General features: G+C 43.1%; 20 protein-coding genes. 2 read left to right on the forward strand and 18 right to left on the reverse strand.

The features are described 5' to 3' along the window. Positions 1–81: 81 nt before the first annotated feature. The 10 genes from udk to yghU form a co-directional block, all read right to left on the reverse strand. Entirely contained in the window at positions 82–720 is a 639-nt protein-coding gene (udk, locus tag QM351_RS03960) for a uridine kinase (protein ID WP_003002524.1), read from the reverse strand. Positions 721–861: 141 nt separating this feature from the next. Next, the gene (locus tag QM351_RS03965; RefSeq protein ID WP_414326642.1) at positions 862–1,974 is read right to left on the reverse strand and encodes a hypothetical protein; all 1,113 of its coding nucleotides are present in this window, start codon (positions 1,972–1,974) and stop codon (positions 862–864) included. 125 nt (positions 1,975–2,099) lie between these two features. Next, positions 2,100–3,146, reverse strand: a complete 1,047-nt coding sequence (gene rfbB, locus QM351_RS03970; RefSeq protein ID WP_371496562.1) for a dTDP-glucose 4,6-dehydratase — start codon at positions 3,144–3,146, stop codon at positions 2,100–2,102. A gap of 69 nt (positions 3,147–3,215) precedes the next feature. Beyond that, complete coding sequence (locus QM351_RS03975) at positions 3,216–3,809, reverse strand: dTDP-4-dehydrorhamnose 3,5-epimerase family protein (RefSeq protein WP_371496564.1); 594 nt, start codon at positions 3,807–3,809, stop codon at positions 3,216–3,218. Continuing rightward, positions 3,809–4,678 (reverse strand): glucose-1-phosphate thymidylyltransferase RfbA, encoded by an 870-nt coding sequence (gene rfbA, locus QM351_RS03980; protein WP_003011246.1) that lies wholly within the window; start codon positions 4,676–4,678, stop codon positions 3,809–3,811. Before rfbA ends, QM351_RS03975 begins: the two co-directional genes overlap by 1 nt. Before the next feature lie 92 nt (positions 4,679–4,770). Beyond that, a complete protein-coding gene (locus QM351_RS03985) occupies positions 4,771–5,595 on the reverse strand; it encodes a ZIP family metal transporter (RefSeq protein ID WP_414326645.1) in 825 nt (274 codons plus the stop codon). 252 nt (positions 5,596–5,847) lie between these two features. Continuing rightward, on the reverse strand, positions 5,848–6,939 hold the full coding sequence (locus QM351_RS03990) for an NAD(P)/FAD-dependent oxidoreductase (protein ID WP_414326647.1): 1,092 nt from the start codon (positions 6,937–6,939) through the stop codon (positions 5,848–5,850). Positions 6,940–6,945: 6 nt separating this feature from the next. Continuing rightward, positions 6,946–7,743, reverse strand: a complete 798-nt coding sequence (locus QM351_RS03995; RefSeq protein WP_254733451.1) for a Nif3-like dinuclear metal center hexameric protein — start codon at positions 7,741–7,743, stop codon at positions 6,946–6,948. Further along, positions 7,730–8,419, reverse strand: coding sequence for a tRNA (adenine(22)-N(1))-methyltransferase (locus tag QM351_RS04000; RefSeq protein ID WP_254733449.1), 690 nt, complete (start codon positions 8,417–8,419; stop codon positions 7,730–7,732). Before QM351_RS04000 ends, QM351_RS03995 begins: the two co-directional genes overlap by 14 nt. Before the next feature lie 81 nt (positions 8,420–8,500). Beyond that, positions 8,501–9,292 carry a glutathione-dependent disulfide-bond oxidoreductase gene (gene yghU / locus QM351_RS04005; RefSeq protein WP_254733447.1) on the reverse strand — a complete coding sequence of 264 codons (792 nt, stop codon included), beginning with the start codon at positions 9,290–9,292 and terminating at the stop codon, positions 8,501–8,503. A 136-nt stretch (positions 9,293–9,428) separates the two neighbouring features. On the opposite strand from yghU, the gene add reads away from it, so the two are divergent. After that, positions 9,429–10,448 (forward strand): adenosine deaminase, encoded by a 1,020-nt coding sequence (gene add, locus QM351_RS04010; RefSeq protein ID WP_247923409.1) that lies wholly within the window; start codon positions 9,429–9,431, stop codon positions 10,446–10,448. A 193-nt stretch (positions 10,449–10,641) separates the two neighbouring features. On the opposite strand, the gene QM351_RS04015 is transcribed toward add, so the two are convergent. From QM351_RS04015 to recJ, 5 genes are all read right to left on the reverse strand, one after another. Further along, the gene (locus tag QM351_RS04015; RefSeq protein ID WP_414326650.1) at positions 10,642–11,325 is read right to left on the reverse strand and encodes a DnaD domain-containing protein; all 684 of its coding nucleotides are present in this window, start codon (positions 11,323–11,325) and stop codon (positions 10,642–10,644) included. A gap of 9 nt (positions 11,326–11,334) precedes the next feature. After that, positions 11,335–12,279, reverse strand: a complete 945-nt coding sequence (gene metA / locus QM351_RS04020; RefSeq protein ID WP_414326652.1) for a homoserine O-acetyltransferase MetA — start codon at positions 12,277–12,279, stop codon at positions 11,335–11,337. A gap of 101 nt (positions 12,280–12,380) precedes the next feature. Beyond that, a complete protein-coding gene (locus tag QM351_RS04025) occupies positions 12,381–12,893 on the reverse strand; it encodes an adenine phosphoribosyltransferase (protein WP_347112151.1) in 513 nt (170 codons plus the stop codon). A 158-nt stretch (positions 12,894–13,051) separates the two neighbouring features. Next, the gene (locus QM351_RS04030) at positions 13,052–13,645 is read right to left on the reverse strand and encodes a TipC family immunity protein (protein WP_414326655.1); all 594 of its coding nucleotides are present in this window, start codon (positions 13,643–13,645) and stop codon (positions 13,052–13,054) included. After that, a complete protein-coding gene (gene recJ, locus QM351_RS04035) occupies positions 13,642–15,867 on the reverse strand; it encodes a single-stranded-DNA-specific exonuclease RecJ (RefSeq protein ID WP_414326656.1) in 2,226 nt (741 codons plus the stop codon). Before recJ ends, QM351_RS04030 begins: the two co-directional genes overlap by 4 nt. Positions 15,868–16,346: 479 nt before the next feature. Between recJ and QM351_RS04040 the strand changes: the two genes are divergently transcribed. Further along, positions 16,347–18,416, forward strand: a complete 2,070-nt coding sequence (locus QM351_RS04040; protein WP_414326658.1) for an Ig-like domain-containing protein — start codon at positions 16,347–16,349, stop codon at positions 18,414–18,416. 190 nt (positions 18,417–18,606) lie between these two features. Here the strand turns inward: QM351_RS04040 and QM351_RS04045 are convergent, their stop codons facing one another. The 3 genes from QM351_RS04045 to QM351_RS04055 form a co-directional block, all read right to left on the reverse strand. After that, positions 18,607–19,371, reverse strand: a complete 765-nt coding sequence (locus QM351_RS04045) for a hypothetical protein (RefSeq protein ID WP_254726931.1) — start codon at positions 19,369–19,371, stop codon at positions 18,607–18,609. A 34-nt stretch (positions 19,372–19,405) separates the two neighbouring features. After that, on the reverse strand, positions 19,406–20,797 hold the full coding sequence (locus QM351_RS04050; protein ID WP_414326661.1) for a hypothetical protein: 1,392 nt from the start codon (positions 20,795–20,797) through the stop codon (positions 19,406–19,408). Positions 20,798–20,984: 187 nt separating this feature from the next. Beyond that, positions 20,985–22,451 carry a hypothetical protein gene (locus QM351_RS04055; RefSeq protein ID WP_414326662.1) on the reverse strand — a complete coding sequence of 489 codons (1,467 nt, stop codon included), beginning with the start codon at positions 22,449–22,451 and terminating at the stop codon, positions 20,985–20,987. Positions 22,452–22,506 lie beyond the last annotated feature (55 nt).

Genomic DNA, 22,506 nt, shown 5'->3' on the forward strand with positions numbered 1-22,506 from the left:
GTCTCACCAACTACTGCGACATTCCGTAATTCCAACTATTGTTATTGGATTGGAGATCGATTTCCCTCTTTCTCCCTATTTTTATTTTCCTTCACGCGCTTCGTTGAGGATTTTTTCAATCTTGGTTGTGATCAAGTCAATCGCAACCGTATTGGTTACGCCCTCAGGAATAATCACATCGGCATAGCGCTTGGTTGGCTCGATGAACTGGTGGTACATGGGTTTTACCACTCCAAGGTACTGCTCAATAACACTATCGAGACTCCGTCCACGCTCCTCCATATCGCGTTTGATCCGGCGAATGATCCGAACATCATCATCCGTATCCACAAAGATCTTGATGTCCATCAAGTCTCGAAGGCGCTTGTCTTCAAGGACTAAGATTCCTTCCACGATGAAAACATCTTGGGGCTCCTGACGATAGGTTTTGCTACTGCGTGTATGCTCTGCATAGTCATAGGTTGGGATATCTACCGGACGACCCTCCAAGAGTTCATTGATCTGCGCAATCATCAAGTCCGTATCAAAGGCAAAAGGATGGTCATAGTTGGTCTTGATCCGCTCCTCAAAGGTCAAATGACTCTGGTCCTTGTAATAAGAATCATGCTCAATCATGGCAATCTTTTCATTCGGGAAATTAGCCAAAATGGCACGAGACACACTGGTCTTTCCACCACCAGAACCACCAGTAACACCAATAATAATAGGTCTATTTTGCATTTTCTACTCCATTACCTGTAGTCGTCTGAGAAGAAATAGACATCTCAGACACATCTTATCCATTTTACCATATTTTTGCCTAGACATGAATAGTTTTTCAGTAAGAAGTTTGGAAACAAAAAGGACCTTGCGGTCCTTTGATTATTTTACTTTTTCTAATTTTGCGGCAAATTCATTACCACCACGTAGGACGAGTATATTTTTTCCACCGTTGACAGGTACGAAACAATAATTTGAATTAGCTTGTATATAGACTTCCTTAGCGCTCTTCACTTGATAGCCTTCTGATTTCACCGCTTCTTGAATTACTTCAAATGTGTGTTCGATCTCTTCTTTAGAAGTCGTGTCTCCATCATACTTTTCTGAATCAGCTAGAGAATAGAATGCGTAAGCCTTGCTATCGTAATACTTATCACTAATAATTCCATGATCTGAAATCTGAACAGTTGTATTATCCCCTTCTGTCACATTCTTCCATTTTCCAACCATGGCCTTTGGTGTTTCAACCTTGTGATAGACCAAATTTTCTTCAAAGTTTCCTTCGTATGATTTATAAGTTTTCAAGTCGAATAAATCATTTCTTAAAATAATATTGCTTCCGTCTTTTTGGAGCAAATTATAGCGTGTGTTCCCACCAGATTTAATAACAACTATTTCTGTCGTTTTCAGGTTAAATTTCTTATCGACATCCGCAAGTGAATGCAAGTCAGTCGCATTTAACAAAGAAAGTGCGGTATTAAATTCTTTTTTCGCTTCATTGCCCTTGAGAACCTTTTTGATGGTCTCGCCACCATTGACTCTTTGTTTCTTTCCACTTAGTTCATAAGTGACCGGACTTGAATCCGTATTTCTCAACCAAACACCATCTAGACTTGGTCCACCTGAAAAGAAAAAGAACCAAGCAAAGGAAATCACTGCGACAAGTCCCGCAACTGCGGCCCCAATTTGGGGTTGTTTATTGAAAGTATATGTCAATTTTTTTGGTCTTGGAACAGGTTGCAAAGTTTTCGCCGATGGCTGCGGTTGGACAAAAGCTGTCTGCTCTTGTGAAAGAGATGCGCTAGGTGCAACAGGTGCTTCCTGAATAGGAGCCTGCGCTTCAGTTGCTGGAGCTGGTGCCTCAGTTGCTGGAGTCGGCGCTTCTTTTCGCTCTACGACAAACTCCCCTTTTTCACGCGCTTCTTGAAATTCTTGCATACTTGGCTTACGACCATTGACCGCTTCAAAGTATTCAACCCAATCTTTTTGATTCATCATATCCCCCTTATTGATTTATCCTAAAAACTAACCATATTATACCACAAATCAATGGTTAATTTTTTGATTTTCAGAAAAATATCTGAAAAAGTCCAAGCGATTTCCCACTTGGACCTTCTTCCTTATTTCAAAACTTTTTGTGTTTTCGCGTAGTTGGCTTCTACAGCTTCTTTTTCAGCCTTCCACCAATCTTGGTGGTCTGTATACCACTTGATAGTGTCTTCCAAACCTGCTTCGAAGTTTGTGAATTGTGGTTTCCAACCCAATTCTTCACGCAATTTTGTTGAATCAATGGCGTAACGCAAATCGTGACCAGCACGGTCTGTTACACGGTCGTAAGCATCTTTTGGTTGACCCATTTTTTCAAGGATGAGTTCAAGCACTTCCTTGTTGTTCTTTTCACCGTCAGCACCGATCAAGTAAGTTTCACCGATACGGCCCTTGGTAAGGATGGCCCAAACACCAGTTGAGTGGTCGTTGGTGTGGATCCAGTCACGAACGTTCTTCCCTTCACCATATAGTTTTGGTTTGATACCAGACAAGATATTGGTGATTTGACGTGGGATGAACTTCTCGATGTGTTGGTATGGACCATAGTTGTTTGAACAGTTTGAAATGGTTGCCTTAACACCGAAGGAACGAACCCAAGCCTTCACAATCAAGTCTGAAGCAGCCTTGGTTGATGAATAAGGGGATGATGGGTTGTATTTGGTTTCAGCAGTGAATTTTTCACCAGGACCTTCCCCATGTCCAGGAAGATCTTCACGCAATGGAAGGTCCCCATAGACTTCGTCTGTTGACACGTGGTGGAAACGAATATCGTACTTGCGAGCCGCTTCCAAAAGTGTGTAGGTACCAATGAAGTTGGTGTGGATAAATGGTGATGGGTCGTTCAAGGAGTTGTCATTGTGGCTTTCAGCCGCATAGTGAACAATCGCATCTGCCTTAGCAGCTAATTGGTCCACCAAGGCTGCGTCAGCAATGTCACCCACAACCAATTCAACACGATCCCCAAGGATTTCTTCAATGTTAGCACGGTTACCAGCGTAAGTGAGTTTGTCAAGGACAGTCACATGTACATCTGGATGATTGTTGTAGACATAGTGTACGAAGTTTGAACCGATGAAACCAGCGCCACCGGTTACGATGATATTTTTGTATTCTGACATTTTTTCTCCAAATAGTTTTTAGTTTTGATTGTTCCTTGCAGTCGCGATACTGCTATGCAAGGTTCATTTTTACAAATCCTCTGGTTTGAGGGGTTTAACGTCTTTGAGTAATGGGTGATTCTTGTCAGCTTCTGAAACTTCTGCTTCTTCCAAGTTTTCCCATTGGATGTCTAGGCTTGGGTCTGCGTAATTAACAAATGCATATTTTGGCTTGAGCTCCAATGCCCAGTAGTCATTGACTAAGTAAGTATAAGCCACTTTATCCGTCAAAACTTGGAATCCATTGGCAACGCCACGAGGGACAAAAATTCCTTTAGAAGCATCGATCACAGTTTGGTAGGTGTTCCCAAAGGTCTCACCTTCACGAAGGTCTACCCAAGTACCGAGAACCTTTCCTTCATCTGCTACAGAGATGTACTTATCCCAAGGTTCTGCATGCAAACCACGCAAGACATGCTTGCGAGAGAAAGACACATTGTTTTGCAACTTGCCTTCCGCAAAGAAGCTTTCTGGAAAACCAAGAGGAAGCATCTTCTCTTTTTGGAAGTTTTCCTTGAACCAACCACGGTTGTCCCCACGAACTGGAATATCAAACTCCAACAAACCAGGAATCGCTTCAATCTTGCGGGCTGCTAATTCTTTCTCGAAAAATTGTTCTGTCATTAAGCTTCTCCAATCAAACGGAGCAAATATTGTCCGTATTCGTTTTTCTTCAGAGGTTGAGCCAATTCATAGACTTGCTCTTTAGTAATATAGCCCATACGATAGGCGATTTCCTCAAGGTTAGCTACTTGGACATTCTGAAGACGTTGAACAGTCTCGATATATTGAGAAGCCTGCAAGAGACTTTCATGAGTTCCTGTATCCAACCAAGCAAAGCCACGGCCCATGAGCTCGACAGAGAGATCTCCACGCTCCAAATATGCCTTGTTGACATCGGTGATTTCGAGCTCTCCACGAGGACTTGGTTTGATGTTTTTGGCAATCTCTACTACATCATTGTCATAGAAGTAAAGACCAGTCACCGCAAAGTTTGATTTCGGATGTTCTGGTTTTTCTTCGATAGAGATGGCATTCATATCCGCATCAAACTCTACCACACCAAAGCGTTCTGGATCTTTAACTTGGTAACCAAAGACAGTCGCTCCTTTTTCCTTCGCTTCTGCCCGTTGCAACATCTTGGTTAAGCCGTTTCCGTGGAAGATATTGTCCCCAAGGATGAGGGCAACATGATCGTCACCGATAAAGTCTTCCCCGATGATGAAGGCTTGCGCCAAACCATCTGGACTTGGTTGCTCTGCATAAGAGAGAGAAATTCCTAGCTCAGAGCCATCTCCAAGAAGCTCTTCAAAACGAGGAAGGTCTTGAGGAGTCGAGATGATCAGGATATCTTTGATCCCTGCCAACATAAGGGTTGACAGCGGATAGTAGATCATTGGTTTGTCATAAATGGGCATCAACTGTTTAGAAGCCGCACGTGTCAATGGATACAAGCGAGTTCCTGAGCCCCCTGCTAAAATAATACCTTTCATAATGGTAGGCCTTTCTACGTAGTCATTACCCTTATTTTATCATGTTTATATAAAAAAGTCACCTTGCATTTGTGTTACAAGGTGATGACAGGTTATCCCAAAGCGACGTCTAGGATCATCATAATGACAAAGCCAACCATGAGACCAAGGGTCGCAACGTCTGTGTTGCCATTTGTCTGGGAATCTGGGATCAACTCTTCAATCACTACGAAGATCATCGCCCCTGCCGCAAAAGAAAGGGCATAAGGCAAGATGGCTGTCATGGATAGGACTGCCACAGCTCCTAGGAGGGCTCCGATGGGCTCGACGATGGCTGACATAGATCCCCAATAAAAGGCATTGAGTCGGGATTTGCCATCAGTCCGAATCGGAATAGAAAGGGCAGCCCCTTCTGGGATATTTTGCAAGCCAATCCCGATAGCCAAACCAACCGCCCCGATAAAGGCTTCTGGACTTGGATTGCTAGCCAGAGCTCCAAAGGCCACTCCGACTGCCAAGCCTTCTGGGAAATTGTGGATGGTAATGGCGAGAAAGAGAAGGGTTGTTTTAGACAACTTCTTCTCCCGCGGCGTATGGATACTCTCAGCCTCTTCAATCTCCTTCGTCATATGAAGGTGAGGGACGATAGCGTCGATCAAGCGGAGGAAAAATCCTCCAGCTAGAAAACCGATCGCAGCTGGCAACCAAGCCAGGCTCCCATATGATTTTTCCGCATACTCAATAGACGGTTGCAAGAGCGACCAAAATGACGCCGCAATCATGACCCCTGCCGCAAATCCCATCATGATGTCCAGTAATTTGCGACTAATATGCTTGAAGAAAAAGACGATGGCTGACCCGACAATGGTACAGCCCCATGTAAACAATCCTGCGAGAAAGGCATGCAAGACCACGGATTGCGATTGAAACCAATTCATAACAACTCCCATTTTCTTGTTGACTCACTTGTTCTATTCTACTATTTTTAGCCCAATTAAGAAAGGTCTTTCGAAAAAAAGAGAGTGGGACAGAAATCGGTAATTCGTTAGAATTCGATTTCGTCGTCCCACCTCCGCACAGTTGAGTAGGGCTGTAAAAGCTGATGAAATCAGCGTAGTAGAGCCCACTCAACCACTGCGTCTTGATCGACAATCCAAAAATAATTGAGAGGCTAGGACTTTTGTCCCAGCCTACTTCTTCACATATTGTTCAACTGGATAATCCGCTGGATCTAAGCGCAGGTTTCCTCCTACCACTAGTTGAGCTAGATGCCAACCAATGAGGGGACCTGTGGTGAGGCCAGACGAACCAAGTCCACTGGCGACATAGAGGCCTGCTTGATCAGGAACAGCTCCCCAGAATGGTGAAAAGTCACTGGTGTAGGCCCGTGTTCCCACGCGCTCCCCGATAACTTCTGCTTGAGCTAGTTCTGGATAGTAGGCCAAAGCTTCTGTTTCCATCTGATTGAGCAAAGCCTGATCCACTGTCAGGTCAAAGCCCATCTCATTTTCATGAGTGGCTCCCATACTGATCTTGCCTTGCTGGAAGGGAATGATATCCAGCTCTCCTTCTGGCATGACCACAGGAAAGTCATCAGTATCTCGGTCTAGCTGATAATCCCGTAGTTGCCCCTTTTGCGGACGGACATCAACCTGGTAGCCGAGTGGCTCAAGTACCTGCCCCAACCAGGCTCCTGTTGCCAGGATAACTTGGTCATAGCTTTCACCTGCAATCTGATAGCCATCACTTGAGACTGAGAGAGCAACCTCTTCCTTGATTACTCTTGCCCCACTTGCCTGAAGAAGCGTTTCCGTCAGAAGAGCTCCTTCTACATGAGCACCACCTGATGCATAAAGGAGATTCTCAAAGCCTTGTAGACCTGGGAATTGCTGGGCTACTTCTTCCTTAGTCAAAATCGCCAAGTCCCCGATTAAGGGAGATTCCTCCCGACGGCTCAGCGCCAACTGATAGAGTTCGTCTAATTTCTCCTCCTTTTTCTTGAGAAGATAGACACCCGTCTGCTGGTAAAAATCTGTATGAATACCGTCCTTGTCCAGGTCTTCTACAAATTCTTGGTAAAAATCTGCTCCCAGACGAGCCAGGCGATACCAGGCTTTATTTCTCCGCTTGGAAAACCAGGGACTGATAATGCCAGCAGCCGCCTTGGTTGCTTGGCCGACTCCATGGTCATAGACGGTCACATCCACTTGTGCTTCTTTGGATAAATAATAGGCGGCAGTGGATCCCACGATCCCTGCACCGATAATGGCAACTTTCATCATGACCCCTTAGATATGGTAAAAAGGATTGGTGCTGGCTTGACTGCCAATCACTTCAATCTCCCAGGCTTCCTCAGCCTTCCACTGATTGAGCTTTTCTACTAATTTTGACACAAAGAGAACTTCGATATGGTGACCTGGGTCCAAGGCCAAGAGGCCATCGCTCAGCATGTCCTGAGCCGTGTGGTAGTAAATATCTCCTGTGATATAGACCTCTGCTCCCTTAGCGAGAGCATCCTTGTAAAAGGACTGGCCACTTCCTCCACAGATAGCGACATGCTTGATAACCCGTTCCAAATCTGCCTGGTCATAACTGACTATGCGCAAAGCATCTAAGCCAAAGGTTTCTTTAACCTTGCTAGCCAACTGTCCAAAGGTTTGAGTAGCTACCCGACCGATGCGACCAATTCCGAGCCCTTCTCCCGTCATACTGAGGGGTTCTGTATCTTCAATGTCCAAGAGCTGGCAGAACCAATCGTTGAGACCATCTGGGACAATGTCAATATTAGTATGGCTGACGTAGACTGCTATATCATGCTTGATCAAATCGATATAAATCTGATTTTGGGCCCGATCGGCTACCAGATCCTTAATCGGACGGAAAATAGGCGCGTGCTTGACGATGATCAAGTCCACCCCATGGGCGATAGCTTCAGCCACCGTCTGCTCGCGGATATCTAGGGCCACCATGACCTTATGGATGTCTTTTTGCAGCGTACCGACCTGTAGCCCACGGACATCTCCCTCCATGGAAAGCTCCTGAGGACAGTAGGCTTCATAGCGTTTAATGACTTCACTTGCTAGCATTTAGGACCTCCTTGATGTGAGCGATGCGCTCTTCTAACGATGCTCTGGCAGATTGATTCTCAACTGGTACCTGCTCCAAGGCAAAGGCTAATTTCTCCACTTCCTTGGACCACTTTTGGACAAACGCTGGAGCTTGTTCCTGCATCAAATGGGGACCAAAGCGTAGTTCCTTGGCTGACAACTCTTGATAACCCTGTTCCACCACGAGGATCTCATAGAACTTCTCATTTTCTTCCAAGATGGCTTCATCAACAATGCGGAAATCATTGTCGACTAACCAAGCCCGCAGTTCATCTTCCCGATTATTGGGTTGGAGGACCAAGCGAGAGACACTGGCTAATTTTTCTAGACCTGCGGCTAGGATGTCTGCAATCAAGCGTCCTCCCATGCCAGCAATGGTGATACAGGAAATACCGTCTGTTGGTTCAAAGGCAGCCAAGCCATTGGCTAGACGGACTTCAATCTTGTCTTCTAAGCCATTATCCGCAACATTTTGGAGGGCAGACTGATAAGGCCCCTCTACCACTTCCCCTGCAATGGCAGCCTCAATCTTGCCTTCTTGTAAGAGGGCGATTGGGAGATAAGCATGGTCACTCCCCACGTCCAACAGACGCGCTCCAGCAGGGACGAAGCTAGCCACCAAGTCCAAGCGATTTGATAATTTTGTAAATTCCATGTGCTACTTTCTAAACTTTTATTCCACCCTTTAGTATACCATGTTTGCACCATTAAAAAAAGGCGCAACGGCGCCTTTTCATTATGCATCAATTTCCTTATATTCTACTTCCAAGCCACGTTTCACAGCTGGGCGATTGGCAATTTTCTCTGTCCAAGCTTGCAGATGCTTGTATTCCTTCACATTTAGGAAAATCCCTGCACGGTCCCAGACCTTGTCTTGGGCTAGACGGCCATACCAAGACCAGATGGCAATATCTGCAATGGTATAGTCATCCCCTGCGATATAAGGTTTAGTGGCAAGTTCCTTGTCCAATAGGTCCAATTGCCGTTTGGCTTCCATGGCAAAGCGGTTGATGGCATACTCGATTTTCTCTGGTGCATAGTGGAAGAAATGACCAAAGCCTCCCCCTAAGAATGGTGCTGCACCTGTCTGCCAGAAGAGCCAGTTGAGCACCTCTGTCCGTTTAGACGGATCAGTCGGGATTAATTTGCCAAATTTCTCAGCTAGATACAAGAGAATATTAGCTGATTCAAAGACACGAATAGCTTGATCGCCTGATTGATCCAACATGGCTGGAATTTTCGAATTGGGATTGATGGCTACAAAGTCACTACCAAACTGATCTCCCTCACCAATCTTGATCCGATAAGCGTCATAGCCTGCATCCACTCCCAGATCTTTCAATTCCTCCAGCATAATGGTGGCCTTGATCCCATTGGGTGTTGGAAGGGTATAGAGTTGGAAATGCTGGTCGCCTTTTGGAAGGGTTTGTTCAAAGCGGGCACCTGCTGTTGGTTGGTTCAAGCCACCCCAGGCTCCTCCCATTTGGCTCGGTGCTTTCCATACTTCTGGTAATTGATAGTCTGACATCTTTCTTCTCCTTTATTTCGCTACTCTTAGCATATCAAATATCGGCCTCCCTTTCAAAGATCTGCTACGCGAAGGCTACTTGACTTTTTTTGCCAAAATGATAGTATAGAAAAAATACAATTTTAAGGAGAAAACCATGTCCACGATCGATTTTCATAGTTTGGCAAAGACAGAACTTCACTGTCACTTAGACGGTTCCTTATCGCTTCCAATCATTCGCCAGCTGGCAGCTATGGCCAATATTGACCTACCTGCTAGCGATGAGGAGCTCAAGCACCATGTCACTGCGCCTGCCCACTGTGAGAATCTTTTGGACTATTTGGAGGCATTTGACTACATTCGGCCCCTCCTTCAAACTAAGGAAGCCTTGACGCTTGCTGCTTACGATGTGGCCAAGCAAGCTGCTCTCGAAAATGTCGTCTACATCGAAGTTCGTTTTGCACCAGAATTGTCCATGGACCAAGGGCTCACCGTCCCAGAAACTATCGATGCAGTCTGCGATGGTCTACGCCAAGCCCAGGAGGAATTTGGCATTGTTGCAAAAGCCTTGGTCTGTGGAATGCGCCAGTCCGATCAAGAAGTCACCTCTCGCATTCTTGCAGAAGCCAACCAAGTTAGTTATCAGGATTTTGTTGGTTTTGACTTTGCCGGGGATGAGCACAACTACTCTCCAGAAGATATTCGACCTCTAATTGAGCAAGTCAAGAGTTACCATCGTCCTATGACGCTTCATGCAGGTGAGTGTCATTGCCCACACTTTGTTGCCCAATCGATTGCATTTGGCATCAAACGCAATGGCCACGTGACGGCTCTATCTCATGAACCAGCCTTACTCCAATCCTTTATTGAAAATGGGGTCACTGGTGAACTCTGCTTGACCAGCAACCTACAAACAAAAGCAGCACCGACTATAGAAGATTTCCCTTATTTGAAAATGAAGGCGGCCGGAGCTCGGATCAGTATCAATACCGATAACCGGACTGTATCTGATACCGACCTCACCAAGGAATACGCCCTCTATCATCAGCATTTTCAAACCAAGGAAACTGACTTTTACCAACACAATATCGATGCCATCCAGGCTTCCTTTGCTAGTGAGGAGGAAAAACAAGAACTCCTTACCAAACTAGCAAAAGCCTACGCGGACTATTTATAAACGAAAAAATGAGGCTGGGACAAAAGTCCTAGCCTCTCAATTATTTTTGGATTGTCGAGCAAGACGCAGTGGTTGAGTGGCCTCTACTACGCTGATTTCATCAGCTCTTACAGCCCTACTCAACTGTGCGGAGGTGGGACGACGAAATCGAATTCTAACGAATTACCGATTTCTGTCCCACTCTCAGTTTTTTTTAATCCTTCCACAAATCCATGGCCTTCAAGAAATCGTCTGAAACCGTCACATTGCGTGGGTTGGCTTGCTCGCGTTCTTGTAGTTTCGCCTCTACTTGGACCAGGCTGTTGATACCTTCACTGCGCCAGTTTCGCAAAATGGCCTGGATATATTTCCAGTGAGGCTTGCCATTAAAGACAGCTTCTCGTAGCGCTGCCTTGATCACATCTGGATCTGTCTGATCCTCGCGCACGGTCTTGGTCAGGTCTTCAATCTCAAAAGGTGTCAAGAGTCGTCCAAGCTCCTGTTGGAAGGTTTCCACCAAGTCCTTGATGACATTTCCCTTAGCAGGAGCACTCTGTGTCTTCCCTTGTGTCTGAGCCTCTAAAATTTCATCCAAGCGTTCCAGGGCAATGGTCGCATCAAAGATGGCTTCAATCTCGCCATTGAGTTCAATGGTCCGATATTGAAGAAGTCCCTTGGTGGTCAAATTGGACATAATCCGATTGACCTCTGTCACCGTTTTTCCCAGATGACTAGCAATCTGATTGGGAGTCAAGGTCTCTTGACCTGTCGTATTTTGAAGGAAGAAAAACTGCCAAACCAAGTAGTCATCTGCTTGGTCAAACAATTCATGATAATGAAAAAGCAAGGCACTTGGAAGAACCAAGTTGCCATACTTAAATGCTTGTGAATATGTCATAATTCCCCTTTATAGGTAACCATAAAATGAAATATCTTTTTCCAATTCTTCCAAGCGGTAAGGTGTTTCTTGATAAACCGCATAGTTGATCCAATTACTAAAGAAGGTTGTCGCAGCTAGATTCCAGCGAATGCGAGGCTCTGTACTGGCATCATCCCCATCAAAGTAATTCTTAGGGATATCCGGATCCAAGCCTGCCTTGACATCTCGGTTGTATTCCTTAGCCAGCGTATCGCGATCATATTCCAGATGGCCAAAGCTATAGACCTCACGCATATCTGGACTGGCAATGATGGAAAGGCCAACTTCATTTCCTTGAGCGATCACTTGAAGATTGCTCTTTTCAAGGACTTCCTTCAAAGGAATATCCGTATAGCGAGAATGAGGGGCAAGGAAGCGATCGTCAAAGCCTCTCATAAGAAGACTATCGGGACGCACCACTGCTTGGTCATAGATACCGGATAGCTTGTCACAGAGTTCTACTTTTTGAATCCCGTAACGGTGGTACAGTCCAGCCTGGGCTCCCCAACAAAGGTGCAAGGTCGAAAAGACATGACGCTTGGACCATTCAAAAACCTGGGTCAATTCTTCCCAGTAGTCCACTTCCTCAAAGTCCATCTTTTCGACAGGCGCCCCTGTCACAATCAAGCCGTCATAGTAATTATCCTTGATATCCTCAAAAGTCTTATAGAAGCTCTCCAAATGCTCTGCCGCTGTATTTTTAGACTCATGGCTCGCCATGTAGAGGAAATCTACATTGATCTGCAAGGGCGTGTTAGCAAGGAGCCGTAAGAGCTGGGTTTCTGTCGCAACCTTGGTCGGCATCAGATTAAGAATGAGAACATTCATGGGCCGAATATCCTGGTGAGTCGCCCGAACATCATCCATGACAAAAATATTTTCTGAACGAAGGATATCGACTGCTGGTAATTTTTTATCTAGAGTAATTGGCATAAAAAGCTCCCATCTTACAAGTTCTTAACTAACATTATATGATAGGAGCTTATAGTTTTCAATTATGGTTTTTCTGTAGCCAGTTATAGTATTAGACTATATTAGTAATGCATCAAAACTTTGTAGTCGTAATCTCCGATCGCTTCGCGACCTTTCAATTCATCCAACTCGATCAAGAAGGCACACCCTGCAACGACCCCACCGAGTTTTTCGATCATTTCGATGGTTGCTTTCACCGTACCACCAGTCGCCAAAAGGTCATCAACGATGAGAACACGTTGACCTGGTTTGATAGCATCTGCGTGCATGCAGAGGGTATCGACACCGTATTCTTTTTCGTAGTCAGCAGAGATGACTTCACGTGGCAACTTACCAGGCTTACGAACAGGTGCAAATCCAATTCCCAATTCAAAAGCGACCGGACATCCAACGATGAACCCACGCGCTTCAGGACCGACGATCATATCGATCTTCTTATCGGTTGCGTATTGAACGATTTCACGAACCGCATAACTATAAGCATTGCCATCCGCCATTAAAGGGCTGATATCACGGAAGGTAATCCCTTCTTGTGGATAGTTTTCAATGCTTGCAATGTAATCTTTTAAATTCATGGTTAACTTTCTTTCATAAAAAATTTTTACATTCCATTATACCATGAATTCTACTAACTTGCATCATTTTTGCCAAATCATTTTCCCAAGCTCCCCGCGTCAAAAGCAAAAATCCCACATCCGAAAAATGATGTGGGATTGGATTCCAAAAAAACTTACTACTCTTCTATCAATTTATTGTACTCGATTTTCAGATCCCCCAAGTTTTTCAAGGAATAACGGGAACTACCATTCCTAAACCAAGTACCAAGAATATACTGCTCGACAACTTTCTTACTTTTCTTTTTCAACCAAGTACGGTCTTTGCCATAGGTGGCAAGTTGATCAAGGAGTTGCTGGCCTTTGTAGGTAGTATCTTCTTTAGAAAGGTAAATCTCTTCCTGGAAAAACAGCTTTTTAGACGAGTTGTATTTATATATAAAACCAAGAGTCACACCTTTTTGTAGTTCAAGATCATACATATAGGTCCAGTTGGGAGTTTCCCTAAACATCAGCACGGACAGTTCTTCGTTTCCACCGACAATTCCTTTAGAATAGGGGTAGATTTGAAATCCTTCATCTTCCTTCCAAGGACTTAAGTTGCCAATCGACTGAGTAAATCGATTCACTGTGATATAGCGCATCAATCCACCATTTTCAGAGTAAACGATCTCCTCCATGGGGTTTTTGAGACTCAGGTAGATTCCCAACCAATAAAGAGCAAATAGCAGGATGGGAGTGAGCCAGAGAAACTGTTTTAGGTGTTTTTTCATAAGGCCTGTCCTGTCAGATAGTCATAGATTTCACGAACCGTCCCAAGGGCCATCAACTCCTGCTCTTTCACGGTTTGTTTGAGGTTTTGGTAGATGGTGCTTTCAGCGATTTCCCGTTTTTCTGCTTCTTTATTGACCTTCATGATGCCATTTTCAATGGTCACAAAGCCCAGCTCTTGGAAGATCTGGATCATTTTGACCAAGAGGATCTGCTGGATCTTGAGATAGGCTGCTAGGTCTTTCAGTTTGTAGCGGACATCGAACTCAGGGTATTGGTAGATGGTCTTATAGAGCTTGGCATACTGGTCCCTGCTCCCGTACCCTGTCAGATAATAGGCTTTGGGGATCTCATTTTTGAAATAGACAGCCTGAAAATCATGCTCTTGGAAAATTTGCCGTAAGGACTCTAAATCCTCAGGGATATTTCCAACCACTACAGCGGAAGCGCCTGTCAGATCTGGCAGGTCTTTGGTAAAATCAAGAACCGGAACACCTGCGGGGAGACTGGCATTTTTGGAGCGGATATTAAAGAGCTGCACACCATCCACACGCGCATCAACCAGCATGAGCTGCAGAGTTGTTTGGCCATTCCATTGGTTGACTGATAATTGCACAGCTAGCTCAAGGTCTTGCGCCTGGGCAAACTCCGCCTCTAAGCTACCCAAGCCAAAGGCAACCACCTCAAAGGTCGCATCTTCTTGAGAAATTTTGAGTTTCAAGTGGGCATTGCCAGCTCCCATCGAGCGCGCTCCTTCTACCTTGAAATTACGGACCAGAAAGACGGGCTTTTTATTGTCCATGCCAAAAGGACTCAAGCGTTCAAAGCTTTTCAAGGTTTCAAGCGTTAGTTCTGTTAGATGCAGTTCCTCATCGATGGCTAAGCTAGACTTGCTACTGAGATCAATCTCTTTCTCTCTAATGTAATCCGTAAGGGCCTGAGATAGGGCAGGAAGTTGGTCCACCTCGAGTGTCATCCCTGCTGCACCGGCATGTCCTCCAAAGGCGACAAAAAGTGACCGGTAAGGATCGAGAGCCTCAAAGATATTGACCGACTCAGGACTCCGAGCGCTTCCTTTAGCTCGTCCATCCTCGATACTTAAAACAACGACCGGCTGGTGAAGTTCTTCTAGGAGACGACCAGCGACAATGCCAAGCACTCCCGGATTCCAGCCTTCTTTAGCCAAGACCTGGGCGGACAAGCTCGGATCTACCATGGTTTTAGCTTCGTCGTAGATGCTTTGGACGATCTCTTTTCGTTCTTCATTCTTTTGATGAATCATGAGAGCAATCTCGTGCGCTTCTTCATCGTCAAAACCAGTCAGTAGTTCGATGGCTGGATTTGGGTCATCGAGGCGACCAAGGGCATTGAGACGAGGGGCGATCTGAAAGCCAATTGTTTCTTCATTAATATCCTCTGGACGAATCCCAGCGATCTCCAAGAGCTCTTGCAAGCCCATGCGCTGGGTATGTTGGAGAACCCCCAGGCCGTATTTGACCAGAATTCGATTTTCATCTGTCAGGCTCACCATGTCAGCGATGGTCCCGATCGCGACCAAATCTAAAAGATCAACCGGTACTTCCTCTAGGAGGGCACAGGCCAACTTAAAGGCCACACCACAGCCTGCTAGATAATGGAAAGGATAGGCCGCATCTGGATGCTCTGGATGGATGATCGCATAAGCATCCGGCAAGTCCTCAGGCATAGAGTGGTGGTCCGTCACGATGACATCCACTCCCATTTCCTTAGCCATAGCGATGGCTTGATTGCCCGCGACACCATTGTCCACCGTGACAATCAAAGAAATGCCTTGTTGCTCGATAAAGTACTTGTAGACACTCTCGTTGGGTCCATAGCCGTCTGTGAAGCGGTTGGGTAGGTAGACTTGCACCTCTGCTCCCATCTGCTCCAAGGTTTCCTTCATAATAGAGGCCGAAGTCATCCCGTCCGCGTCATAGTCTCCATAGATGAGGATCTGCTCGTAATCTTCGATGGCCCGTCGAATGCGCTCCACAGCCTTGTCCATATCATGGAGCAAATAAGGGTCGTGAAGGTTTTCTAACTTGGGTTCTAAAAAGTCTTCTAAATCCTCTTTGGTCTGAATGCCACGCTCATACAGTAAGGTTGCTACGGACGCTTCTAGGCCTGCTTTTTTAGCAAGGGCTAAAAAGGCCTCATCTGCACTTGGCGAAGCTAACTGCCAATCGTATTTTGAAGTGATCATCTAGCTTTTGGTCTCCTCTTTTTCTTATCTGAATATTATATCATGAAAGGCTAAAATGGCGGGAAATAAAAGGTCGACTTATACAAAAACCAAAATCAACATTTTGCCTTATTTTTGTTGCATTTAACTTGACTTATCACACTAAAAGAATATAATAATGTTGATAATAATCTTTTAAATATGCAATGGGATGATTATTCTGTTAAAATTTGCAACGTTTATTATCACTTTAACATTATGACGCTTGTCATTTCCCTTGTTTTTCTATCTAAACAAACGTAGTTAGAGGGTTTGAGCTGATTTTGTCGGTGGGTTTGTTTTCTTTTAATGCATAAAGAGGAGCATATAATTCATCGATCTATCCTAAACTGAGGCAGCTGGTTTCATGGAGTAGAAATTAGAAGCCTTTCTATTTTGGGATATATCACTATATAGAAAAGCCTCGGAAAGGGCAGGCAGAAGAAAGGAAATGAGGCCAATTGAAATCTCTTTATAAAAAGATAGTTGCATTTGTAGCTATCATCGGCGTGGTAGCCTTGGGCTTGTCTGTGATCAAACCCGTAAGTGCAGCCACTGTTTCACCAACCGTCACCAACTTAAAGGCCCAAGCAAGTGGACAAAAAGTTATCTTTTCATTTGACTGGGATTTAACTGGTAAATCAGTTAAAGACGGTGATACGTTTACTATTGATGCTCCAGAAGGTGTCAATATCACTGAAGTTGCAACTCAATCACTCCAAGCAAATGGAGCTGAAGTCGCAACCATTTCGATGACAAACAAAAAGATTACTTTTACCTTTAAAAAAGCAATCGAATCCATGAACCAAAATGTGAAGGGTGGTTTCTCATACAAAGCAGAATGGGATAGCACTCCAGGAAATCCTGGAAACAAGACTGCCACTTCTAAAGTAGGTTCAGAATCAGTTGTCATCACTCGTCCTGATGGACCTGGCGTATTTGAATCTGTTTTGAACAAGTACAACCTTACTGGTGACTATGTAGCTAAGCAATTCAAACTAGACGCTTCTGAAAACTATGCATGGTTGAATGTTGGAGATGACTACTATCTGACAAAATGGTTCATCCGTATCAACGGGGATGGTAAGAAACAAGCCATCACAAACCCTGTTGTATCAGATAAAATCCAAGCTCCAGCAGTCGATTACTCAAAAATCACTTTTGCTCCTGCCGCAAACCACGCTGCAAATGAATTCTTTGTGGGAACTTACTTGAAACCATCCTTCACTTTAAGAAAAGGTGGACAAGTGGTGGCTTCTGGTTGGGACTTCTGGAAACATGTTAAATTCGATGCGGACGGCAATGGATTTACCGTGAATTTATCAGATGTCAGTGATGTCTTTAAAACAGCATCTAGCGATGAATTGATCGTTGAATACCAAACATTAATTCCTAAGACAACCATTCGCGTTGACAACAATGCTACATTGACAGCTGATGAAATCACAACACCTCAAACTGACCCAGCCTTCTGGAACAACACTGAATTGAACTTCTGGGTGAGCGGTGATAAAACTGTCACTGTTCAAAAAGAATGGGTTGGTGATGAGGAAGCTGACCGTAAAGATATCACGGTTCAATTGTATGCGGACGGGAAAGCCTTGGATGGGTTAACACAAACCCTTACAAAAGCTTCTGGCTGGAAAGCAGAATTTACGAAATTGCCAGGTATCAAAGACGGTAAGAAGATTGAGTACTCAGTAGTGGAAACTAACACTCCAGAAGGTTACACTTCTAAAGTTGAGAAAATTGATGATGACAACGTGATTAAAGTGGTCAACACATCAAATAAACCAACTACAACTACGACAACAACTACGACTACTACAACCACAACTACTACGACTCAAGAGCCTACAACCACAACTACTACGACTCAAGAGCCTACAACCACAACTACTACGACTCAAGAGCCTACAACTACAACTACTACGACTCAAGAGCCTACAACCACAACTACTACGACTCAAGAGCCTACAACTACAACTACTACGACTCAAGAGCCTACAACTACAACCACTACGACCCAAGAGTCTACAACCACAACCACTACGACCCAAGAGTCTACAACCACAACCACTACGACTCAAGAGCCTACAACTACAACTACTACGACTCAAGAGCCCACAACTACGGTAACAACTACTGATGAGCCTAAGACTACTTCAACTACTTCTGAAGAGCCTAAGACTACAGTAACGACTACCGATGAACCTACGACTACTTCAACTACGACTACAACACCAGAAGAGCCAGAAAACCACAATAGTAGTGAGGAAGAAACAACAACTACGACTACAACTGTAGAACCTAAGACTTCTTCAACTACAACAGAAAATCCAAATAAACCTAGTCATTCTGGTACCACAACGACACCAAATGCGCCAGGTTCAAATGGTGGAAACAATGGTGGACGTCGCAAACCGCTTCTTCCAAATACAGGTGAAGTTGTTGCATCTGGACTTGTCTTCTCAGGAATTCTTGTCTTAGCAGGTGCTGTTGGAATCAAACGGAAATTGACTGATAACTAATCGTATCATTAGGAACAGTCCTTACTTCTATCAACCCCCTAACGAAGAAACTTCTACTCTCATTCATAGAAGTTGAAACAAATAGAGAGAACCGAAAGGTTCTCTTTTTTATCCTATTTTTCTTTAATAGATAACAAAAACAGCTCAGGGACCTTCATCCTGAGCTGTCGTTTTTCCTGTTTTACCATTTTTACTGATCCAATTTCACAACCTGTCCATCTTTGACTTTGAAATGATAGGAAATGGATTCATGATCTTTATTCTTGAAATCCAGATAATAGAAATCATAGTCACCATCTGGAAGAACACTAGCATCCAACTTTTTAGCGGCAGCTTTTAAATCCTTTTCTTGGATGGCTTGATCGTCTTCTACTGAGATCATCATACGAACCATCCCCTTTTGAATAAGGGTGGCGTACGGAATCTGGTAATAACCCGCAAAATCGTTCTTTCCTTCTTGCCTATTTTGAGCCGCCAGTTCTTCCAATTCTTCTGCAGCCTCCTTTTGATAAGAAGAATCAACATTGGAAAGAAAATGAAAATAAGAGAGCGTCAGGCCTAGATCCTGCTTTTTAAGCTTATCCAGTAGTTGGGCCTCTTTTTTCTGTACTGCCTTCTGCTCTGTAAAAACTTCTTTATAACTTGGAGTGGTTTGTCCATAGGGATCAGACCAGTCATTTTGTAAGAAAGCATGCACCTCAAGAGGTACGGTTTGACCGTCATAGGTTTTCTCCGAATAAGTAAAATCGACATTATAACCTGGAATTTCTAAAGCTTGCCAGGAAAGACGATTAATTTTGACATTCCCATGCAGACCAACCTTAGCAAGCTCACTGCTGACAACTTCCTTCGCTTTTTTATAATCACTCGGTTTCATGATCTTACAACTGGAAAGAAGGAGGCAACAAAGAATAAGTGGAATTCCTGCGAATAGTTTGAAATAGTTGGGCTTCATAGCCTGACCTCCTTGCTAAATTCGACCTAATCGATTAATTTTTTACAGCATATGAGAACATTTTTTTAATATCTTCTTTCATCTTTTTATTAGGAATTTTCTCTAAATCCATATATTTGAAGAATTCTTTATCATTTTGAACGACATGAACCTTCCCATCTTTAGTATACTCAGCTGGTATGGTAAGGTTACCGAAGGACTGGCCAAAATCTCTAGAGACCACGTAGTTCTGTACTTCATACAAGCGTCGCAATAATGAGAACTCTGTAGTATCCTTACTTTGATTTAATTCCTTTTTAAAATATTGGAAAAACTCCTTTTTATTATTCGCGAGATGTTCTTGGCCATCTTTTGAAAATTCTGCTGGTATCTTATGATACTGTAGGACATCGTACCATCCACCTGAACGCTGCTCTGGAACTTTATAAAGCAGTTCCAAAAATGAAATATCAAAGTTGAGATCTTCTGGTCCGAGAAAGTATAGGTAGGCATTCTCCCCTTTTGTATATTCTTCACCCCATTTTACAGTAGTTGGATTATTCCCTTTGCTTAAAATCGAATATACTTTCGGATAGAGTGTTTTCAATGGGATGTCCTTAGTCTCATCACTACGATCTGTAAATAACAAACGTGAATGTTGGAGCTGCAATTGTCCTCTTTCAAAATTGTATTCAAATGGATGCAAGTCTTTGTCGCTTTCTCGATTTTCTTTTTGAACTTGTTCATAACCTTTGCCTGATGAGGTTTTCCAAGCGAACTTTCCATCCTTAACATTCATTAACCCTATACGAGATTGATACTCTGTTTGTACATAGATATTTCCAGGTTCTACAATATATTTGTCTTTCTTATCGACAAGAATATCAATCGGAATGTATGTTTCTCCATCATCTGTATCCAACAACATAGAAGAAACTTTAACAGATAAGGGGATATAATTCTTATTCATATCTCGTACTATCTTAAAAACATCATATGTTTTCTTCACTAAGCGCTTGTCCTTGGTATCATAGACATCAATGAGCCAGTACTCTCCCTTTTGTGCTTTATTTGTAGTTAGGTAAGGAACTTGATTACCACGAATATAATATTGAAAATAGAGACGTGGGTCAGATTTTAATTTGTAACTTTCTTGTGCAATGTACCGTTCACTATTTCCACCATTTATAAACCATTCTACTTTAACTTTTGAATTATACGAATATGCTTCCAGCGCTTCATCCACTTCCTCTTTATTATCCCATTGAATGGCTACTGCTTTCCCACCTGCAATAAATTGGGAATCAACAATATTTGGACGAGGTTTCCAAGTTACAAATTGTGATATATCACGCTTATGAATTTCATATTGGATGAACCAGCCGCCTGCCAAGGTAACGAGTAATATAAATATCCAAAACTTAATTGATTTAAAAACCTTCTTCATTCTCTCTTTTCTACTTTCTGTACGCTTCTTTTACCTTATTTGTTCGTCATTTTTCTTTAAAAGTCTTCCGACTTTTCCAACCACATATGAATAAATTTTTTAATAAATCATTGATAACTGAAGCTTCTTATAATTTTTTAAACTAACTAACATTTACAATAAGCTGACTAAAGATTAGGATTCTTCTTTATTTTGGAATGACCCATTTTGCATCACCATAAACAACTGTAAATGGTCCATCTCCATCTGTTAAATAGTTAATTTTATATATACCAGATTCTCCTGCTTCAAAAACATGTGGTTGATCATAATTTAACGTACTCGTTAACATATGAGATTCTGTTCCATGGCCGTCATAGAGTTCGACATTGCTATAATCAGGGGCATTTGCAACGGTTAGATGAGTTGGATTTGAAATGGTAAACTGAACAATGATTTTGTGTTGATTTTTATTTTTATCAACAAATTCTTGATCGTCTTGGATATCTAGGTTCGGTTCTTCAAGTACACTATCCAACGTTACGACTATTCCATTTCCGAAAACGACTGGCTCTCCAATTGCATATTTTTTGACTGGATTTTGTGGGTTAAAATCTTTTAGCTTTTCACTTACCTTTCCTTCATCAGTGACGCTATCAGTAATGATGGGCCAAAAGATACTATTATCATTTCCACCTCCAGATTGATTAGCTTTCTGCATTTGTTGAGGAATTTGTAACAAGAGTGCCAAATTTTTAGTATCAATTTGGACTTGACCTTGGTTGGTCACCTCCATTTCGATCGTCATTTCCGTACTACCACTCATACTACCGGTTGAAAAACGCGCATTAAAATTTTCCTTAACTAAATGTTGTAAGATGCTAGAAAGCATTATATAAGAAAGATGGTCTCCTCGGTTGTCTTTTTCAGCATAGTTCTGGTGTAGTTCATCTAACCAAGCATACATGGTCTCATTTGGATTATTGGGATCAACACTCGATCTGTACCCTTTTCCTCTTGGTAATTGATTTGGACTATAGACTGGTGTTTGAATTTTTAGGACTACCTTATTCCCCTTAACTGCATATCCCTTTAATTCGTAACTCCTTTCAGTGGGGAGAGCATTGGTCATTAATTTTAAATACATGGGACCATAGATTTTGAGTGGATATTTTTCTCCTAGATACTCAAAATAAGTATTTGAATCAAAGGTCCTATTACTTTCTTCTATTTTAGGAACAATATAGTCCTTCCAGATCCGGTTATACATTTCTTCCTGACTCATTACTCCACTAGCCTTGACTACTGTGTCCATTTCATCTTGATCAATGTAAATTGCTTCAACTACTTGCAAAGCTTTTTGAACTTTTCCCTCTTCATCGAGAGGAGCTTCATTTTGTTGCACACTATATTTAGAAATCCCGTCACTCGGAGCTGATCTCATATATGAAGGATCATGATCAAATGTTCTGTATTTATTACCACTCTTGGCATTCCAATCGAATGATGCAGCTGGTCCAGTTTTATCAAAATGGATGTCTTCTCGAACCGTTTTCTTCGATAGATTCTTATTCGATGAATCCTTTTTTTCTGTACTTCCTTGATGACATGCACTAAATAATAAGGGGAATAGTATCCCCCCAACTAACAGGCATCGTTTTATATTTTTCTTCATCTTATCTCCTCCCGATCTCATTCTCATTTTATCATCAACTCCCTCTTTTGTCAGT

The organism is Streptococcus parasanguinis (assembly GCF_047465465.1).
GTDB classification, from domain to species: domain Bacteria; phylum Bacillota; class Bacilli; order Lactobacillales; family Streptococcaceae; genus Streptococcus; species Streptococcus parasanguinis_AI.